This is a genomic window from Saccharomonospora sp. CUA-673, from assembly GCF_001942305.1.
Lineage (GTDB): Bacteria > Actinomycetota > Actinomycetes > Mycobacteriales > Pseudonocardiaceae > Prauserella.
Genome location: NZ_MKKE01000060.1, coordinates 1 through 15,424, shown reverse-complemented (window position 1 = coordinate 15,424; position 15,424 = coordinate 1). Strand labels below are relative to the sequence as shown.

The window sequence follows — 15,424 nt, the reverse complement described above, 5'->3', positions numbered from 1 at the left end:
ATTCCATCGCCGACCGGATGACCTCCCAGCTCGCCCTGGACGCGCTGGAATCGGCCGTCGCCCGCCGTGGTGGCCACGTCGCCGGCTGCACGCTGCACAGCGATCGTGGAGGCCAATTCCGGAGCCGGAAACTGCAGCAAGCGTTGTGGCGCCACCACATGCGCGGCTCGATGGGCCAGGTCGGCTCAGCCGGTGACAACGCCGCCATGGAGAGCTTCTTCAGCCTCCTGCAACGCAATGTGCTCAACCGCCGCACATGGGCCACACGCGAAGAGCTCCGCATCGCGATCGTGACCTGGATCGAACGCACCTACCACCGACGCCGCAGACAAGCCCGCCTCGGCCGCTTGACCCCCATCGAATACGAAACCATCATGAGCCACACCGCCACCCCGGCGGCCTAAACCACTGTCACAGTTTCCTTCAGCAGCCCCCACGCACCAGGCAGGGCGCAACCCACCCCACAACCGCCACACAACAACGAACCCTTGCGCCTGCTGGAGCGTGATAAACGAAACGAGAGGTCGACGGGATGACACGGAGCAGCGGCAAAGCCGCCCAACATCCCAGAGACCTGCCCGCCGGCGAGCACCCCAACCCCAAGTGCAGATCCCGCACCCAAACCGCCAACACAACGACCCAAACCGCCAACACGGCGACGCAGAACGCTGACACGACGACGTGGAATGCTGACACGGCGTCCACAGATTGCAGACACAGCGACGTCAACTGCTAACACGACGCCCAAAAACGCCAACACGGCGACGCAGGATGCCAACACGGCACCCCGGATGCCAACACGCACCCGAAGTAGCACCCCACCCCGCCGGGATCACCACCCGCGCTGAGCCAACCGATCCCCCTCAGCCACGTCATCAACATTGATCCCCACCATGGCTTCCCCAAGCCCGCGAGAAACCTTGGCAACCACATCAGGATCGTCGAAGAACGTAGTGGCCTTGACAATGGCCTCGGCCCGCCGCCCGGGATCCCCGGACTTGAAGATCCCGGACCCGACGAACACCCCCTCGGCGCCGAGCTGCATCATCATCGCGGCGTCGGCAGGCGTGGCGATACCGCCGGCGGTGAACAGCACCACCGGCAGTTTCCCGGCGGCGGCAACCTCACGCACCAGCTCGTAGGGCGCCTGCCACTCCTTCGCGGCGACGTACAGCTCGTCCTCGGGCAGCGCGGCGAGGGTGCGCAGCTGGGCGCGGATCTGCCGCACGTGGGTGGTCGCGTTGGACACGTCGCCGGTGCCGGCCTCGCCCTTGGAGCGGATCATCGCGGCACCCTCGGTGATGCGCCGCAGCGCCTCGCCGAGATTGGTCGCGCCGCAGACGAAGGGCACGGTGTACCGCCATTTGTCGATGTGGTTGGCGTAGTCGGCGGGGGTGAGCACCTCGGATTCGTCGATGTAGTCGACGCCCAGCGATTGCAGCACCTGCGCCTCGACGACATGTCCGATGCGCGCCTTGGCCATGACGGGGATCGACACGGCGTTCACGATGCCGTCGATGAGGTCGGGGTCGCTCATCCGTGCCACCCCGCCCTGTGCGCGGATGTCGGCGGGGACGCGTTCGAGTGCCATCACCGCGACAGCGCCCGCGTCCTCGGCGATCTTCGCCTGCTCGGGCGTGACGACGTCCATGATCACGCCGCCCTTGAGCATCTCGGCCATTCCGCGCTTGACGCGGGCGGTGCCGATCTCCGACGCGGAGTGGGACATGGCGGACTGCGACACGAGAGTTCCTTTCGGAGAACACGAACAACGGAAAGGTCAGACTAGGACGCACGTGGCCTTCTCGAGGTGGCCATTCGCGCGCCATCTCGAAAGGCCACTTCGGCGCCGTCGCTCCTCTGCCACCCCTCCGTCACCCCTTCACCCGGGCCGCCGAGGAGCAGCCACCTTGCCGTCACGGCCGCGCGGGTGTGTGATCGAGGACACAGTCGTCGGTGACCGCCAGGAGGTCGTGATGTCCGAGAAGCACAGCAAGGGCGGCGACCCGGGCGCCGCGCCGGTGGACGACCCGCGCAGGCTCCGCAACGTGGCGCTCGTCGGGCCGTCCGGTTCGGGTAAGACGACCCTGGTCGAGGCACTGCTCGTGGCGTCCGGAACGGTCCCGCGCGCGGGCGCGGTCACCGAGGGCACCACCGTGTGCGACCACGACCCCGCCGCGGTGCGCCAACAGCGCTCGGTGGCCGTGTCGGTGGCCCCGGTCCGCCACGGCGACCTCAAGATCAACCTGATCGACACACCCGGGTACGCCGACTTCGTCGGCGAGCTCCGCGCCGGTCTGCGCGCCGCCGACGCCGCCCTGTTCGTCGTCTCCGCCGGGCACGGCGTGGATGACGCCACCGTCGAGGTGTGGAACGAGTGCGCCCGGATCGGCATGCCGCGCGCGGTCCTGGTGTCGCGGCTGGATCACGCACGCGCCGACGTCGACGGCGAGATCGCCGCGTGCGCCGAGGCGTTCGGCGCCGGCGTCCTGCCGCTGTACCTGCCGACCGCGGGCGACACGGCGCTGATCGGCCTCATCACCGGCAAGCGCTACGACTACTCGTCCGGCCATCCGCCGACGGTCGGCGAGCCGGACCCGGCCGACGTCGACCGCATGCAGACGGCCCGCGCGGAGCTGATCGAGGGTGTCATCGCCGAGAGCGAGGACGAGACGCTGATGGAGCGCTACCTCTCCGGCGAGGACATCGCGGAGGACACGCTCATCGCCGACCTGGAGACGGCCGTGGCGCGCGGCTCGTTCCACCCGGTGATCCCGGTGTGCGCCGAGACCGGTCTCGGTCTGGCGGAGGTGCTCGACGGCATCGCCCGCGCGTGCCCGTCACCGCTGGAACGCGCCGTCCCGATCGCCGCGTCCCCGGAGGGCATCCCGCATCCCCGGCTGGCCCCGGATCCGGACGGCGCGCTCGCCGCGCAGGTCATCCGCACCACGGTCGACTCGTTCGTCGGCCGGGTGTCGTTGGTGCGCGTGCTGTCCGGGCGGCTGCAGCCCGAACGCCCGGTGCACGTCTCGGGCCACGGCCTCGCCGACCGGGGACACCCCGACCACGACGCCGACGAACGTCTCGCCCACCTCTACAGCCCGCTCGGCTCCACGCTGCGCGAGATTCCGTACGCCGTGGCCGGGGACATCTGCGCGGTCACCAAGATCTCGTCCGCGGAGACCGGCGACACACTGTCCACACCGGACGACCCGTTGCTCGTGGAGCCGTGGGCGATGCCCGAACCACAGTTGCCGATGGCGGTCGTGGCCGTGACCCGCAGCGACGAGGACGCGTTGGCCCGCAACCTCACCCGGCTCGTGGCCGCCGACCCGGCGCTGCGACTCGACCGCGTCGCCGAGACCGGCCAGCTCGTCGTGTGGTGCACCGGCGAGGCACACGCCGACGTCGTGCTCTCCCGGCTCCGCGACGGCGGCGCCGACGTCACCACCGAGCCGGTGCGGATTCCGTTGCGCGCCACGTTCTCCGGCCCCGCCACCGGACACGGCCGGCACGTCAAACAGTCCGGCGGCCACGGGCAGTACGCCGTGTGCGACGTCGAGGTGGAACCGCTCCCCCGCGGCTCGGGCATCGAGTTCGCCGAACGCGTCGTCGGCGGCGCTGTGCCGCACCAGTACATCCCGAGTGTGGAGAAGGGTGTGCGGGCGCAGCTCGCGAGCGGCATCGGCGGCGGCCATCCGATCGTGGACCTGCGGGTCACGCTGGTCGACGGGAAGGCCCACAGCGTCGACTCGTCCGACGCGGCCTTCCAGACCGCGGGTGCGCTCGCCGTGAAGGACGCCGCCGCGCGCGGTCGCCTGCGCACCCTCGAACCGCTCGACGAGGTCGAGGTCCGCCTGCGCGATCAGCATCTCGGCGCGGTCCTGGGCGACCTGTCGGCGCGCCGGGGCCGGGTGCTGGGCACCGAGGCCGCGCCGGGCGGGCTCACACTCGTGCGGGCCGAGGTGCCGGCGGCCGAACTGCTCCGCTACGCGGTCGACCTCCGTGCGATGACCTCCGGCACGGCGACGTTCGACCGCCACCACGCGCGCTACGACCCCGCCCCGGACGCGCTCCGGTCACGGGGTGAGCACGCTCAGCCGAAGGTGAAGCCGCCGGGCCGCTCGTTGCGGTCGGCGAGCAGGCCGGCCAGTGTGGCGATCGCGATCTCGGGCGGCGTGCGCGAGCCGATGTTGAGGCCGATCGGCCGGTGCACCCGCGCGATGTCCTCATCGGACACCCCGAGCGACTGCAGGGCCGCCACGTGCGGGCCCTCGTGCTTCGGGTTGCCCATCACGCCGACCCACCTGGCAGGCTGCGCGAGCGCGTCCCGCAGCACCGCGCCGAGTTCGTCCCGGTGGTGGTCGGTGACGACGATGTCCGCGGTGCCGGCGACGTCGGCACCGGACAGGTCGGGCATCGCGGTCAGCGCGTCCGCGACGCGCTTCTGGTCCGGTTCGACCAGCAACGTCCGGAAACCGGCGTCCGACCCGTAGCGCAGCAGGTAGTCCGCCACCGGCGTGGCGAACACCGCGATCAGGGTGCGTGTCTGCCGTTCGGCGTCCCCGCCCTCTGCGCCGTGGGCGACGTCGCACGCGTCCGCCGTCGCTTCCGTCGTTTCCGTCCTTGCCGTCGTTGCCATTCCTCCAGTCTGCCACCACCGGCCGGCGCTGCCCCGTCCGACGAGGCCCCATGTCCGGGTGAGTGGGCCCGGCCGGTGCGGTCAGGTCGCGGGAGGCGCGGTCCGGGGGTCGGGTTCGGCGATCTCGAAGTACTCGGGCTGCGGCGCCGTGCCTGCGAGCCCGAAGTAGCGCACCTTCCGGCGCCTGCGCAGGGCCAACGTGTCGCGCACGGCGTCGTTGTACACGCGCCGGGCGATGATCATCCGGTGTTCGGCGTCGGCGAGCTCGTCGGCCAGCGGACGGGGCAACGCCGCCCGGTCCAGACCCGCGAGCAGACGGGTGAGCTCGTTCTCCGCGAATTCCCGTTCGCCCCACGGCGCCTCCTCGGCGCGGCGGGCCGCCTCCACCAGCTCGGCCCCGCCATCGGGACTGCCGGGTTCGGCGCCGGCGGCGATGGTGCGCGCGACGACGGCCCGCCGGGCCAGCGCGGCGTCGAGGGCCGCCCAGCCGGCGTCCATCCGCACGTGCAGCCGGTCGAGCCGGTTGGCCGTGGCCACCAGGTACAGGCCGGCGGCCACGACGAGGACGCCGGCGATCGCCAGCACCGTGAGCAGGGTCATGAGGCGTTCTGGTCCGGGCTGACCTTGCGGGGGTCGGCGGCGATGGCGGTCTCGTAGACCCGCTGCACCTGCGTCACCACCGCACTCCAGTCGTAGCGCGCCACGCGGGCGCTGCCTGCCGCCGACAGCTCGGCGCGCCGCTGCTCGTCGCCGAGCAGGTCGCGCAGCGCCGCTCCGAGGGCCACCGGGTCGCCGGTGGGGGTGAGCACGCCGGCCCTGCCGTCGTCGAGGACCCTGCGGAACGAGTCGAGGTCGCTGGCCAGCACGGGGGTTCCGGCCGCCATCGCCTCGGTGAGGATCATGCCGAAACTCTCCCCGCCGGTGTTGGGCGCGCAGTACACGTCGGCGCTGCGCAGCACGCGCGCCTTGGTCTCCTCGTCGACCTGGCCGAGCAGTTCCAGGCGGTCGGCCAGGTCCGGACCGGCCTGCCTGCGCAGCGTGTCGGCATCGCCCCGGCCGGCCACCAGCAACCGGACGTCGGGCACGTCGGGCACGATCTCCCGCAGCGCGGCGAGCAGCACGCCCATGCCCTTGCGGGGTTCGGTGTAGCGGCCGACGAAGCCGACCGTTCCACCCGGCCGCGGATAGCCGTCCAGGGACGTGGCGCCGGCGAACCAGGGCACGTCGACACCGTTGGGGATCTCGACCGCGTCCCCGCCGAGGTGCTCGACCTGCACGCGCCGCGCGAGTGCCGACACGGCGATCCGCGCGGTGATCTTCTCCAGCAGGGGGCGCAGGACGCCCTGGAACGCGGCGAGGGTGCGCGAGCGCGGTGTCGACGTGTGGAACGTCGCCACGATCGGGCCGTCGGCGACCTTCAGCGCCAGCAGCGACAGGCTCGGCGCCGCGGGTTCGTGCAGGTGCAGCACGTCGAACCGGCCCTCGCGCAGCCACCGGCGCACGCGCGCGTACGACAGCGGTCCGAACTGGAGCCGGGCGACCGAGCCGTTGTACGGGATGGCGAGCGACCGTCCGGCCGGGTGCACGAAGTCGGGCAGATCGGCGTCGGCGTCGGCGGGCGCCAGCACGGACACCGTGTGCCCGAGGCCGCGCAGCGCCTTCGCAAGGTCGACCACATGACCCTGCACGCCACCGGGGACGTCGAACGAGTAGGGGCAGACGATCCCGATCCGCATTCCGCTCACCTCGGGTCCGCGTCCTCGCTCGTCTCGCCGGTCGCGCTCGCCCCGGTCGAATCCGACGTCGCGGCGTCACGGTCGGCGGGCCAGAACGGCTGCAGCATGTGCCAGTCGGTCGGATGGGCGGCGATGTCCCCCGAGAATACGTCGGCGAGCGCCTGCGTGGCGGGCGCGACCTCGCTGCGGTTGGCGACGCGGATCCGCGGGTGGATGCGCAGACCCCAGCCCTCGTCGGTGAACCACGAACCCAGCGGCAGCAACGCGGCGCCGGTGCTCGCGGCGAGCCGGGCCGGACCGGCCGGGAAGCGGGCCTGCTCGTCGAAGAACGTCACCGGCACGCCCGTGTTGGTCAGGTCCCGGTCGCCGACGAGGCAGATCACCTTGTTCTCGCGCAGGCGCTGCAACAACAGCCGGAACGACACGCTGCCGTCGGCGGGCACGACCTCGAAGCCCAACGTCTCGCGGTAGTCGACGAACCGCTGGTACAGCGACTCCGGTTCGAGCCGTTCGACGACGGTCGTGAAGTCGCCGAGGTGGTCGACCGCCCAGATGCCGGCGACGTCCCAGTTGCCGCTGTGCGGCAGCGCCACGACCGCGCCGTTGCCCTCCTCGAGCGCGGCGTCGAGGTACTCGACACCGCTGATGTCGACCTTGTCCAGCACCTCCGCGGGGCCCGTGGTGGGCAGTCGGAACGCCTCGTGCCAGTAGCGGGCGTAGGAGTGCATCGCCCGGCGGGTCAGCTCGTCGAGTTCGGTGTCGCCGGCCTGCGGGACCACGCGACGCAGGTTGGCGCGCAGTTGCGCGGCGCTGCCCCCGCCGCGACGGGCAACGAGGTCGGCGGCGGCCCAGAACGCGACGCCGGAGGCCTTCGCCGGCAGCTTCGGCACGAGCCTCCAGCCCGCGGCGTAGCCGGCGTCCGCGAGACGTCCGACGAGGCCGCTCACGACCGCGCCTCCGCGCGCGCCACGCCGACGATGCGTTGTCCGAACGTCACCACCGACAGCGCGACCAGCAGCCACAGCGCGATCTCGACCGCGAACGGCACACCGAAGCCCTGCAGGCCGGTACCGACCAGCGCGATGATCAGCCGTTCGGCACGTTCGACGAGCCCGCCGTCGGCCGCGGTGAAGCCGGACGCCTCGGCCCGCGCCTTGACGTACGAGATCACCTGCGCCAGCACGAGCGAGATCAGCGCGGCGACGGCGATGCGCTCGTTGCCCTCGACGCTGAACGCCCACCACGCGATGGCCGCGAACACCGCGCCGTCGACGAGCCGGTCGCAGGTCGCGTCCAGCACGGCGCCGAACGGTGTGCTCCCCCGCGCCCGGGCCATCGCCCCGTCGAGCAGGTCGAGCATGGCGAAGGCCCACACCGTGAACGTGCCCCACAGCAGCATCCCGGACGGGAAGAACGCGAGCGCGCACACGATGGCGCCTGCGGTGCCGAGCACCGTCATGACGTTGGGTGTCATCCCGACCCGCACCAGCGCAGCACCGATCGGATCGGTGACGCGGGATACCGAGGCGCGCGCGAAGATATTGAGCATCTGGTCCTACGGGCTGGTTCTGCCGGACTGGTCCTGGGGCTGGTCGAACGAAACCCTATCGATCGACCCCGACAGCCACCGGTACGGATACCCCGGCGCCCCCTCTCGCCGGTCAGGCGGACGCCTGCGTCGCCGCGTCGACGACCTCGTCGGCCCGGTCGGCCTCCTCCGCCAGCTGCTTCTCGACCTCGGTGCAGCGCGGCATGAGCCCCTGCTGGATGGCGGCGCTGATCTCGCCGAGCTGACGTACCTGCTCGGGGGTCAGCTGGTCGAACACCGCGGCCCGCACCGCCTCGACGTGGCCGGGGGCGGCCGCCTTGATCGCGGCGAAGCCCGCGGCGGTCAGGTGGGCGAAGGCGCCGCGCCGGTCCGTCGGACACGCCTCGCGGCGCACCCAGCCCTCGGCCTCCATCTTGGCGACCGCATGCGAGAGCCGACTCCGCGACGAGCGGGTCGCGACGGCCAGGTCGCTCATGCGCATCACCTGATCAGGTGTTTCCGAGAGCGCGACCAGTACTTCGTAGTACGCGAGCGGCATTCCGGCCTCACGCTGGAGTTGCGTCTCCGTGTGCGCGTTCAGCATGCCCACGGCCTCACGGAACGCACGCCAGACCTGTTGCTCGTCGGCGGTCAGCATCGCGGTTCGTCCATCACTCCAGCATACCTGCGGTTGAACGCTCAACCAATATGCGTTACGGTCTTAGTTGAGGGCTCAACCAGTTGTGGTCTGACACCCCATCACCGTGAGAGATACGAGGAGAACGACACTCATGAGCGCAGCCACCCAGATCCCCGGGTACATCGTCGGCACCTGGACCATCGACCCGGTCCACTCCGAGGTCACGTTCATCACCCGCCACCTGGGCGTGTCCAAGGTGCGCGGCCAGTTCACGAACTTCGAGGGCAAGATCACCACGGGTGAGGGCCTCGACTCGTCGTCGGTCACCGCGACCATCCAGGCCGACAGCATCTTCACCAAGAACGACCAGCGCGACGAGCACGTCAAGGGCGAGGACTTCCTGGACGTCGCGAAGTTCCCGACGCTGGAGTTCCGTTCGACCGGCGTGCGCGCCGAGGGCGACGGCTACGTCATCGACGGCGAGCTCACCCTGCACGGCGTCACCAAGCCGGTGACGCTGGAGGCCGAGCTGGGCGGCTTCGGTGACGGCATGAGCGAGGGCAGCAAGGTCATCGGCATCGAGGCCTCGACCGAGATCAACCGCAGCGACTTCGAGGTCGCCACCGGGTTCCCCTCGGCCGTCGTCGCCGACAAGGTCAAGATCGTCCTCGACATCGAGGCCGTCCTCGACAACTGAGGTTCACCGAACCCCGGGTCCCCGGGATGCGCAGGCCGCGCCTACTCCATGTCCTCGAGCAGGCGCGGCCTTCGCATGTCCGTCCCCTCCGCCCAGGAAGCCGCGGCCGGCTCACCAGGCGCCGGCGAGCAGTTCCCGGGTCTGGCCGAGCAGTTGGGGCAGCACCTTGGTCTGCCCGACGACGGGCATGAAGTTGGCGTCCCCGCCCCACCGCGGCACGAGGTGCTGGTGCAGGTGCGCGGCGATGCCGGCGCCGGCGATGACGCCCTGGTTCATGCCGATGTTGAACCCGTGCGCGTCGGAGACCGCCCGCACGACCGTCATGGCGTGCTGGGTGAACTCGGCGAGTTCGACGGTCTCGTCGGCGGTCAGCTCGGTGTAGTCGGCGACGTGCCGGTACGGCACGACCATGAGGTGACCGGGGTTGTACGGGTACAGGTTCAGGACCGCGTAGACGGTGCGTCCGCGGGCGACGATCAGGGCGTCCTCATCGGACAGTCCGACGAGCCGGCAGAACGGGCAGCCGTGTTCGCGGTCGTCCTCGGGTTTGTTCTCGCCCTTGATGTAGGCCATGCGGTGCGGGGTCCAGAGCCGCTGAAGCGTGTCCCGGACCCCGACCCCGTCCTGGGCGACGAACGAGGACACGCCGGCGTCACCCCCGGCGTCCTCCGTGCTCCTGGCCTCGTCGCCCGCGTCGGCACCGTCCACGTCGATCACTGTCCGACGTGGACTTCCACGGCCTCCGCCGTGGGCGAGGTGTTGTCCCGGCGGGCGACCCAGTCGGCGATCACCTGCACGGCACGGTCGACGGGCACGCCGTTGATCTGCGTGCCGTCGCGGAACCGGAACGACACCGCACCGGCCTCGACGTCCTTACCGCCCGCGAGCAACAGGAACGGCACCTTCTGCGTGGTGTGGGTGCGGATCTTCTTCTGCATCCGGTCGTCGCTGGTGTCGACCTCGACGCGGATTCCCTTGGCCCGCAACGCCTTCTCGACGCCGCGCAGATGCTCGGTGTGCTCGTCGGCGATCGGGATGCCCGCCACCTGCACCGGGGCCAGCCACGCCGGGAACGCACCCGCGTAGTGCTCGGTGAGCACACCGAAGAACCGCTCGATCGACCCGAACTTCGCCGAGTGGATCATGATCGGCCGCTTCCGCTCACCGTCGGCCGCCTGGTACTCCAAGCCGAAGCCCTCGGGCTGGTTGAAGTCGTACTGCACGGTGCCCATCTGCCAGGTGCGGCCGATCGCGTCCTTGGCCTGCACCGAGATCTTCGGGCCGTAGAACGCCGCACCGCCGGGGTCGGCCACGAGTTCCAGGCCGGTGTCGTGCGCAACCTGCTCGAGCACGGCGGTCGCCTCGGCCCAGTCGGCGTCGGAGCCGGCGAACTTGTCCGGTTTGGACTCGTCCCGGGTGGACATCTCCAGGTAGAAGTCGTCCATCCCGAAGTCGCGCAGCACCGACAGCATGAAGTTCAGCAGGTGCTTGACCTCGTCGGGCGCCTGCTCCTTGGTGCAGTAGCTGTGCGAGTCGTCCTGCGCGAACCCGCGCACGCGGGTCAGTCCCTGGATGACACCGGACTTCTCGTACCGGTACACGTGCCCGAACTCGAACAGCCGCAGCGGCAGCTCCCGGTAGGAACGCCCGCGCGAGCGGTACACGAGGTTGTGCATCGGGCAGTTCATCGCCTTGAGGCGGTACTGGTACCCGTCGAACTCCATCGGCGGGAACATCGTGTCCGCGTAGTACGGCAGGTGCCCGGAGGTGTGGAACAGGTTCTCGTGGGAGATGTGCGGGGTGCCGACGTACTCGAAGCCCTCGTCGATGTGCCGCTGGCGGACGTAGTCCTCCATCTCCCGCTTGATGACCCCGCCCTTGGGGTGGAACACCGGCAGTCCCGAGCCGATCTCGTCGGGGAACGAGAACAGGTCGAGCTCGGCGCCCAGTTTGCGGTGGTCGCGCCGTTCGGCCTCGGCGAGCCGCTCGACGTACTCGTCGAGTTTGTCCTGCGACTCCCATGCGGTGCCGTAGACCCGCTGCAGCTGCTGGTTGGCCTGGTCACCGCGCCAGTAGGCGGCGGCGGTGCGGGTGAGCTTGAACGCGGGGATGAACTTCGTGGTCGGCACGTGCGGACCACGGCACAGGTCGCCCCACACCCGCTCCTTGGTGCGCGGGTCGAGGTTGTCGTAGATCGTCAGCTCGCCGCCGCCGACCTCCATCACCTCGGAGGTGTCGACGGTGTCGCCACTGCCGTCGCCTCCCTTGAGGTCGACGAGTTCGAGCTTGAACGGCTCGTCGGCGAGCTCGGACTTCGCGGCCTCGAGCGAGTCGATGCGGCGCCGGGAGAACTGCTGGGCGCCCTTGATGATCTGCTTCATGCGCTTCTCGAGCGCCTGCAGGTCCTCGGGCGTGAACGGGGTGTCGACGGCGAAGTCGTAGTAGAAGCCGTCGGTGACCGGCGGACCGATGCCGAGTTTGGCGTCGGGGAACTGCTGCTGCACCGCCTGGGCGAGCACGTGCGCGGCCGAATGGCGGATGACGCTGCGCCCGTCGTCGGTGTCGGCGGCGACGGGTTCCACCTCGACGTCGGTCTCGGGAACCCAGGCCAGGTCCCGCAGCTGCCCCTCGGCGTCGCGGACGACGACGATCGCCTCCGGCCCCTTGCTCGGCAGGCCTGCCTCGCGCACCGCGGCACCCGCCGTAGTGCCCGCCGACACCACCACGCGTCCGGTGGTTTCGGCGGCGACGAACGACGGCTGCGACACGGTGAACTCCTCGAAAGCGCATTAACACAGGTACTTGGTGTGTCAATGCTAGCCACCGGGGCGTTGCCGCCGGCGGGCCGCCCGCGGGTTCGCCGGGTCGTTCAGACGGTGTCGACGACCTCGTCGTAGCCGAGCCGCGGCAGGCGCTCCTGCCAGGCGTTCTCGCCGGGCTTGCCGATGTTCACCACGACGAGCGACGTCCACGGCTTGTCGGCGAAGAACTCGGCGTCCATGCCGTCGGCGTCGAAGCCGGTCATCGGCCCCGCGGCCAGTCCCGCGGCGCGCACGCCGAGGATGAAGTAGCCGACCTGCAGCGAGGCGTTGAGCCTGGACACCCTCGCCCGGCCCGCGGGGTCGCCGAACATGTCCTTGGCGCCCGGCACGTGGGGGAAGACGGTGGGCAGGTTCTCGTGGAAGTCGGTGTCGGCGGCCAGCACGACCGTCACGGGCGCGGTCTCGGTCTTCGCCCGGTTGCCCTCGGCCATGTGCTTGAGCAGCCGCTGTCGGGCGTCGTCGCTGCGGACGACGAGTGCGCGCAGCGGCTGGTTGTTCATCGACGTCGGCGCCCATTTGACGAGATCGTGGATGGCGCGCAGCTGCTCGTCGGTGACGGGCTCGGGGCTGAACGTGTTGGCCGTCCTGGCCTCGCGGAACAGCAGGTCCTGGGCCTCGGCCGAGAGTTCGAGCCGGGAGTCGTACTGCGAGGAGGTCACGGTCGCGGTCACCTTTCCGTCGGAGCTTCGGTGTCGGTCACTACGTGTGTCGTCCGGGAATGACTCAGGCCCGGCGAGTGTTACCACTACGCCGGGCCTGACCAGGGTGCGCGATACTGGGATCGAACCAGTGACCTCTTCGGTGTGAACGAAGCGCTCTCCCGCTGAGCTAATCGCGCGCTGCGTTGCTTGTGCGATCAACTGTAGCGGACACCGTTCGAGCGCCGACAAACGGGTGGTCCTTGGATCCACACGGTGCGGATACGTGCGGAAACGCTGCGTAGAAGCGGCTGGCCAGGGACGCCGTGTCGACCCCGAGCGGGGAGCCTCGGCGTATGTCGTGGACAACACGGCCCCGGGGAGTCCTATCGCGAAGCAGGTAAACCGGCCAGTATGTACGGACGTGTGCGACACACGAGGCCGCGCAAACGCGGTCGGGGCCGACCGGAGGTGACGGGCGCTACACCCGCTAGCTCGTCCGAGTGAAGTCCGCGAAAGCGGCGAGCGAATCGGGCTTCGGCTGCGTCTCACCGGTAAGCCTCGGCCAACAGGCCGGGAAGGGAGCAGAAGGGTACGACCATGCGAAACGATCACGTGACGCTCCGGTCCAACGCGGTCTTCGACCTGCTGGCACCGAAAACGCCTCCCGTTCCGGTGAAGGTGGAGCTCCGTTACGACACCACCGACCCGTACGCCGTCATCGCGGCGTTCCGCACCGGCAGGGCCGGCTGGGTCGAGTGGGTGTTCGCGCGCGATCTGATCGCCGACGGCCTCCTCGCCGACGCCGGCGACGGCGATGTGCACATCCGCCCGTCCGCGGAGGACCCCGAGTCGGTTCTCATCGAGCTGACGTCGCCGTCCGGGCACGCCATGTTCGAGGCGTCCGCCGAGGAGCTCGCCGACTTCCTCGACCGGACCTACGACGTGGTGCTGCCGGGCAACGAGCACCTGTGGGTCGACGTCGACGAGGCGCTCACCCGGTTGATCCCCAACGATTTGGGCTGATCACACCGTCCGTGCCGGCGGCGGACCGCCGCCCACGGCGGTGGGGTCGTGACAGAACGCGACCCCCCGTGCAGAGCCCCGGAGCAGCACCCGGTACAGTTCTTCACACACCACGGCGGACGGGGAAGCCCGAAGCGGCAACGCGGAAGGCCTCTCGGAAGCCGGAAAATGCGGACGTAGCGCAGCTGGTAGCGCATCACCTTGCCAAGGTGAGGGTCGCGGGTTCGAGTCCCGTCGTCCGCTCGACTGCGGCGGCTACCCGCAGTTGGATCAGGCACAAGCCCGATTCACATATGCGGCGGCGTGGCCGAGTGGTTCAGGCAAGGGCCTGCAAAGCCCTGTACGCGGGTTCGATTCCCGCCGCCGCCTCGCGCGATTAGCTCAGCGGGAGAGCGCTACCTTGACACGGTAGAGGTCACTGGTTCGATCCCAGTATCGCGCACCACCTGAAGCAGCAGGTCAAGCCCCCGGCGGGGATCATCTCCGCCGGGGGCTTTCCTGTTGCTGGGAGGCGAAATGGGAGGCGATGATCTTGCTCTACCTGTAGTCGCCCAAATGTGTTCACCTGGAACCAACGACTCCGGGCTCCTGAGTTCGAAGTCCTCACGCCCATGCCGCCGCGTGTGACTCGATCCACCCGGCCAAGCCCGGCACGCCATCGATGCTCGCACGGCGGACACTCCACCAACGACGTGACGGCCGCGGAGTCGTGGTCCAGAGCGAACCGCACCACGTCCTCCTGCTGCGGGTGCGCCAACACCAGGTTGTCGTTGGCCTCGACACCGGCCACGTAGTAGCCACCCGCCGGGGGCGAACGGCAGCTCCAACCCCTCCTCCGGTAGTTCGCCAAGGCATCCGCGATGTCCTCCCTTGCCGCACGAACGGTGAGCAAAGCAGGTCGACAAACCCCACCCCATGGCGTCCACCTCCAGGCCGAACTGTTCGACGGTGCCGCCGCACACCTTCCCAGTGCGCGGTAAGTCGCGGTTACCTCCAGCGCTGGACCGCCGGGCGGCAGCTCACACAACCCACCGCGCCGCCCGTAGGCCGTGCCCCACAACACGCGCCGGCGTGATCATCGCGGCGCTCAACGGCGCGGTCAACGCCGGCGGACCCGTCGCCATGAGCCTCACCCGTGTGCACCCAACTCCCCTCGGGCAAGAGCCTCAGCTCGGCACGATCAAACTGATCATCACAGCGGTAACCCACATGAAGGAATCCGAAGTCTGATTCTCAGCTCTCGTACGAGGTTGTCGGTGCGCGTTCGTATCTTGCGGGCATGGCGTCATCGACGAGGTACTCCTCACGCGGGAGCCGGGAGGATGAGGCCGAGATCGTGTTGGCCTCGATCGCTTCGGGGCTGGTCCGGATGAGCAGATGGAAGGGCGTCGAACGACAGCAGCGACCCTACGATGGAAATCTTCAACACGGTCTGGACCGACTCGCCATCGCGTGTGTCTGTGCCTCCGTGCCCGCGCCGGTGGGCGTAGGCGATCTGGTGTGGGAGTGGTGCGCGACAAAGCCGGTCCACGAGTGGCCTCTGACGTTTCCCGCTGATGCCGATGTCGATGATGAGCTCCTTCTGATCGACGGCCGTGACCTGATCCCCGGGTGGTGGTCCGGTTGTTGTGAGAGTCCGATGCCCGATGATGGGCGCAGGAGGACTCGACGACGATGAGTGAGCGACGCCGGCGG

The 15,424-nt window shown here is 69.8% G+C and carries 15 protein-coding genes, 4 tRNA genes and 1 pseudogene; 9 read left to right on the top strand and 11 right to left on the bottom strand.

The window, feature by feature from the left end; genetic code table 11:
* Positions 1-404: DDE-type integrase/transposase/recombinase (locus BJF85_RS22055; RefSeq protein ID WP_139320566.1), on the top strand; the 404-nt coding region annotated here is incomplete at its 5' end.
* A gap of 428 nt (positions 405-832) precedes the next feature.
* On the opposite strand, the gene pdxS is transcribed toward BJF85_RS22055, so the two are convergent.
* Entirely contained in the window at positions 833-1,729 is an 897-nt protein-coding gene (gene pdxS, locus BJF85_RS22050; RefSeq protein WP_139320788.1) for a pyridoxal 5'-phosphate synthase lyase subunit PdxS, read from the bottom strand.
* 247 nt (positions 1,730-1,976) lie between these two features.
* On the opposite strand from pdxS, the pseudogene BJF85_RS22045 reads away from it, so the two are divergent.
* Positions 1,977-4,085 (top strand): annotated as a pseudogene (locus tag BJF85_RS22045) (elongation factor G-like protein EF-G2); the annotation flags it as partial.
* Positions 4,086-4,096: 11 nt separating this feature from the next.
* Here the strand turns inward: BJF85_RS22045 and BJF85_RS30635 are convergent.
* The 6 genes from BJF85_RS30635 to BJF85_RS22015 form a co-directional block, all read right to left on the bottom strand.
* Positions 4,097-4,642 carry an XdhC family protein gene (locus tag BJF85_RS30635; RefSeq protein WP_075849946.1) on the bottom strand — a complete coding sequence of 182 codons (546 nt, stop codon included), beginning with the start codon at positions 4,640-4,642 and terminating at the stop codon, positions 4,097-4,099.
* Between the two features lie 81 nt (positions 4,643-4,723).
* Positions 4,724-5,242: an NUDIX hydrolase gene (locus BJF85_RS22035; RefSeq protein ID WP_075849945.1), complete on the bottom strand. Its 519-nt coding sequence runs from the start codon at positions 5,240-5,242 to the stop codon at positions 4,724-4,726.
* Positions 5,239-6,378 (bottom strand): glycosyltransferase family 4 protein, encoded by a 1,140-nt coding sequence (locus BJF85_RS22030; protein ID WP_075849944.1) that lies wholly within the window; start codon positions 6,376-6,378, stop codon positions 5,239-5,241. The genes BJF85_RS22035 and BJF85_RS22030 overlap by 4 nt, the downstream gene beginning before the upstream one ends.
* A 5-nt stretch (positions 6,379-6,383) precedes the next feature.
* Positions 6,384-7,325: a phosphatidylinositol mannoside acyltransferase gene (locus BJF85_RS22025; protein WP_075849943.1), complete on the bottom strand. Its 942-nt coding sequence runs from the start codon at positions 7,323-7,325 to the stop codon at positions 6,384-6,386.
* Entirely contained in the window at positions 7,322-7,927 is a 606-nt protein-coding gene (pgsA, locus tag BJF85_RS22020; RefSeq protein ID WP_075849942.1) for a phosphatidylinositol phosphate synthase, read from the bottom strand. Before pgsA ends, BJF85_RS22025 begins: the two co-directional genes overlap by 4 nt.
* A gap of 112 nt (positions 7,928-8,039) precedes the next feature.
* On the bottom strand, positions 8,040-8,564 hold the full coding sequence (locus BJF85_RS22015) for a MarR family winged helix-turn-helix transcriptional regulator (protein ID WP_075849941.1): 525 nt from the start codon (positions 8,562-8,564) through the stop codon (positions 8,040-8,042).
* A gap of 133 nt (positions 8,565-8,697) precedes the next feature.
* On the opposite strand from BJF85_RS22015, the gene BJF85_RS22010 reads away from it, so the two are divergent.
* Positions 8,698-9,243, top strand: a complete 546-nt coding sequence (locus tag BJF85_RS22010) for a YceI family protein (RefSeq protein ID WP_075849940.1) — start codon at positions 8,698-8,700, stop codon at positions 9,241-9,243.
* A gap of 111 nt (positions 9,244-9,354) precedes the next feature.
* On the opposite strand, the gene BJF85_RS22005 is transcribed toward BJF85_RS22010, so the two are convergent.
* From BJF85_RS22005 to BJF85_RS21990, 4 genes are all read right to left on the bottom strand, one after another.
* On the bottom strand, positions 9,355-9,888 hold the full coding sequence (locus BJF85_RS22005; RefSeq protein ID WP_075849948.1) for an HIT domain-containing protein: 534 nt from the start codon (positions 9,886-9,888) through the stop codon (positions 9,355-9,357).
* 68 nt (positions 9,889-9,956) lie between these two features.
* Complete coding sequence (gene thrS, locus BJF85_RS22000; protein WP_075849939.1) at positions 9,957-12,011, bottom strand: threonine--tRNA ligase; 2,055 nt, start codon at positions 12,009-12,011, stop codon at positions 9,957-9,959.
* 101 nt (positions 12,012-12,112) lie between these two features.
* Positions 12,113-12,724, bottom strand: coding sequence for a malonic semialdehyde reductase (locus BJF85_RS21995; RefSeq protein WP_158057078.1), 612 nt, complete (start codon positions 12,722-12,724; stop codon positions 12,113-12,115).
* 107 nt (positions 12,725-12,831) lie between these two features.
* Positions 12,832-12,903: transfer RNA gene (locus BJF85_RS21990), tRNA-Val, on the bottom strand.
* Positions 12,904-13,303: 400 nt separating this feature from the next.
* On the opposite strand from BJF85_RS21990, the gene BJF85_RS21985 reads away from it, so the two are divergent.
* The 6 genes from BJF85_RS21985 to BJF85_RS31690 all read left to right on the top strand — a co-directional run bounded on the left by BJF85_RS21985 (position 13,304) and on the right by BJF85_RS31690 (position 15,407).
* Entirely contained in the window at positions 13,304-13,729 is a 426-nt protein-coding gene (locus BJF85_RS21985; RefSeq protein WP_075849937.1) for an SsgA family sporulation/cell division regulator, read from the top strand.
* A 170-nt stretch (positions 13,730-13,899) separates the two neighbouring features.
* A tRNA-Gly gene (locus BJF85_RS21980) sits at positions 13,900-13,972 on the top strand.
* Between the two features lie 54 nt (positions 13,973-14,026).
* Positions 14,027-14,098: transfer RNA gene (locus BJF85_RS21975), tRNA-Cys, on the top strand.
* A 1-nt stretch (position 14,099) separates the two neighbouring features.
* Positions 14,100-14,174, top strand: a tRNA-Val gene (locus BJF85_RS21970).
* Positions 14,175-14,800: 626 nt separating this feature from the next.
* The gene (locus BJF85_RS28200) at positions 14,801-14,959 is read left to right on the top strand and encodes a hypothetical protein (RefSeq protein WP_158057076.1); all 159 of its coding nucleotides are present in this window, start codon (positions 14,801-14,803) and stop codon (positions 14,957-14,959) included.
* A gap of 49 nt (positions 14,960-15,008) precedes the next feature.
* Positions 15,009-15,407: a hypothetical protein gene (locus BJF85_RS31690; RefSeq protein ID WP_158057074.1), complete on the top strand. Its 399-nt coding sequence runs from the start codon at positions 15,009-15,011 to the stop codon at positions 15,405-15,407.
* Positions 15,408-15,424 lie beyond the last annotated feature (17 nt).

What these genes read in the sequence shown, in the direction of transcription:
- pdxS (WP_139320788.1), bottom strand. Translation starts at nt 1,729, where the DNA reads ATGTCCCACTCCGCGTCGGAGATCGGCACCGCCCGCGTCAAGCGCGGA.
- BJF85_RS22010 (WP_075849940.1), top strand. Translation starts at nt 8,698, where the DNA reads ATGAGCGCAGCCACCCAGATCCCCGGGTACATCGTCGGCACCTGGACC.
- BJF85_RS21985 (WP_075849937.1), top strand. Translation starts at nt 13,304, where the DNA reads ATGCGAAACGATCACGTGACGCTCCGGTCCAACGCGGTCTTCGACCTG.
- BJF85_RS22015 (WP_075849941.1), bottom strand. Translation starts at nt 8,564, where the DNA reads ATGCTGACCGCCGACGAGCAACAGGTCTGGCGTGCGTTCCGTGAGGCC.
- BJF85_RS22030 (WP_075849944.1), bottom strand. Translation starts at nt 6,378, where the DNA reads ATGCGGATCGGGATCGTCTGCCCCTACTCGTTCGACGTCCCCGGTGGC.
- pgsA (WP_075849942.1), bottom strand. Translation starts at nt 7,927, where the DNA reads ATGCTCAATATCTTCGCGCGCGCCTCGGTATCCCGCGTCACCGATCCG.
- BJF85_RS30635 (WP_075849946.1), bottom strand. Translation starts at nt 4,642, where the DNA reads ATGGCAACGACGGCAAGGACGGAAACGACGGAAGCGACGGCGGACGCG.
- BJF85_RS31690 (WP_158057074.1), top strand. Translation starts at nt 15,009, where the DNA reads ATGGCGTCATCGACGAGGTACTCCTCACGCGGGAGCCGGGAGGATGAG.
- BJF85_RS22035 (WP_075849945.1), bottom strand. Translation starts at nt 5,242, where the DNA reads ATGACCCTGCTCACGGTGCTGGCGATCGCCGGCGTCCTCGTCGTGGCC.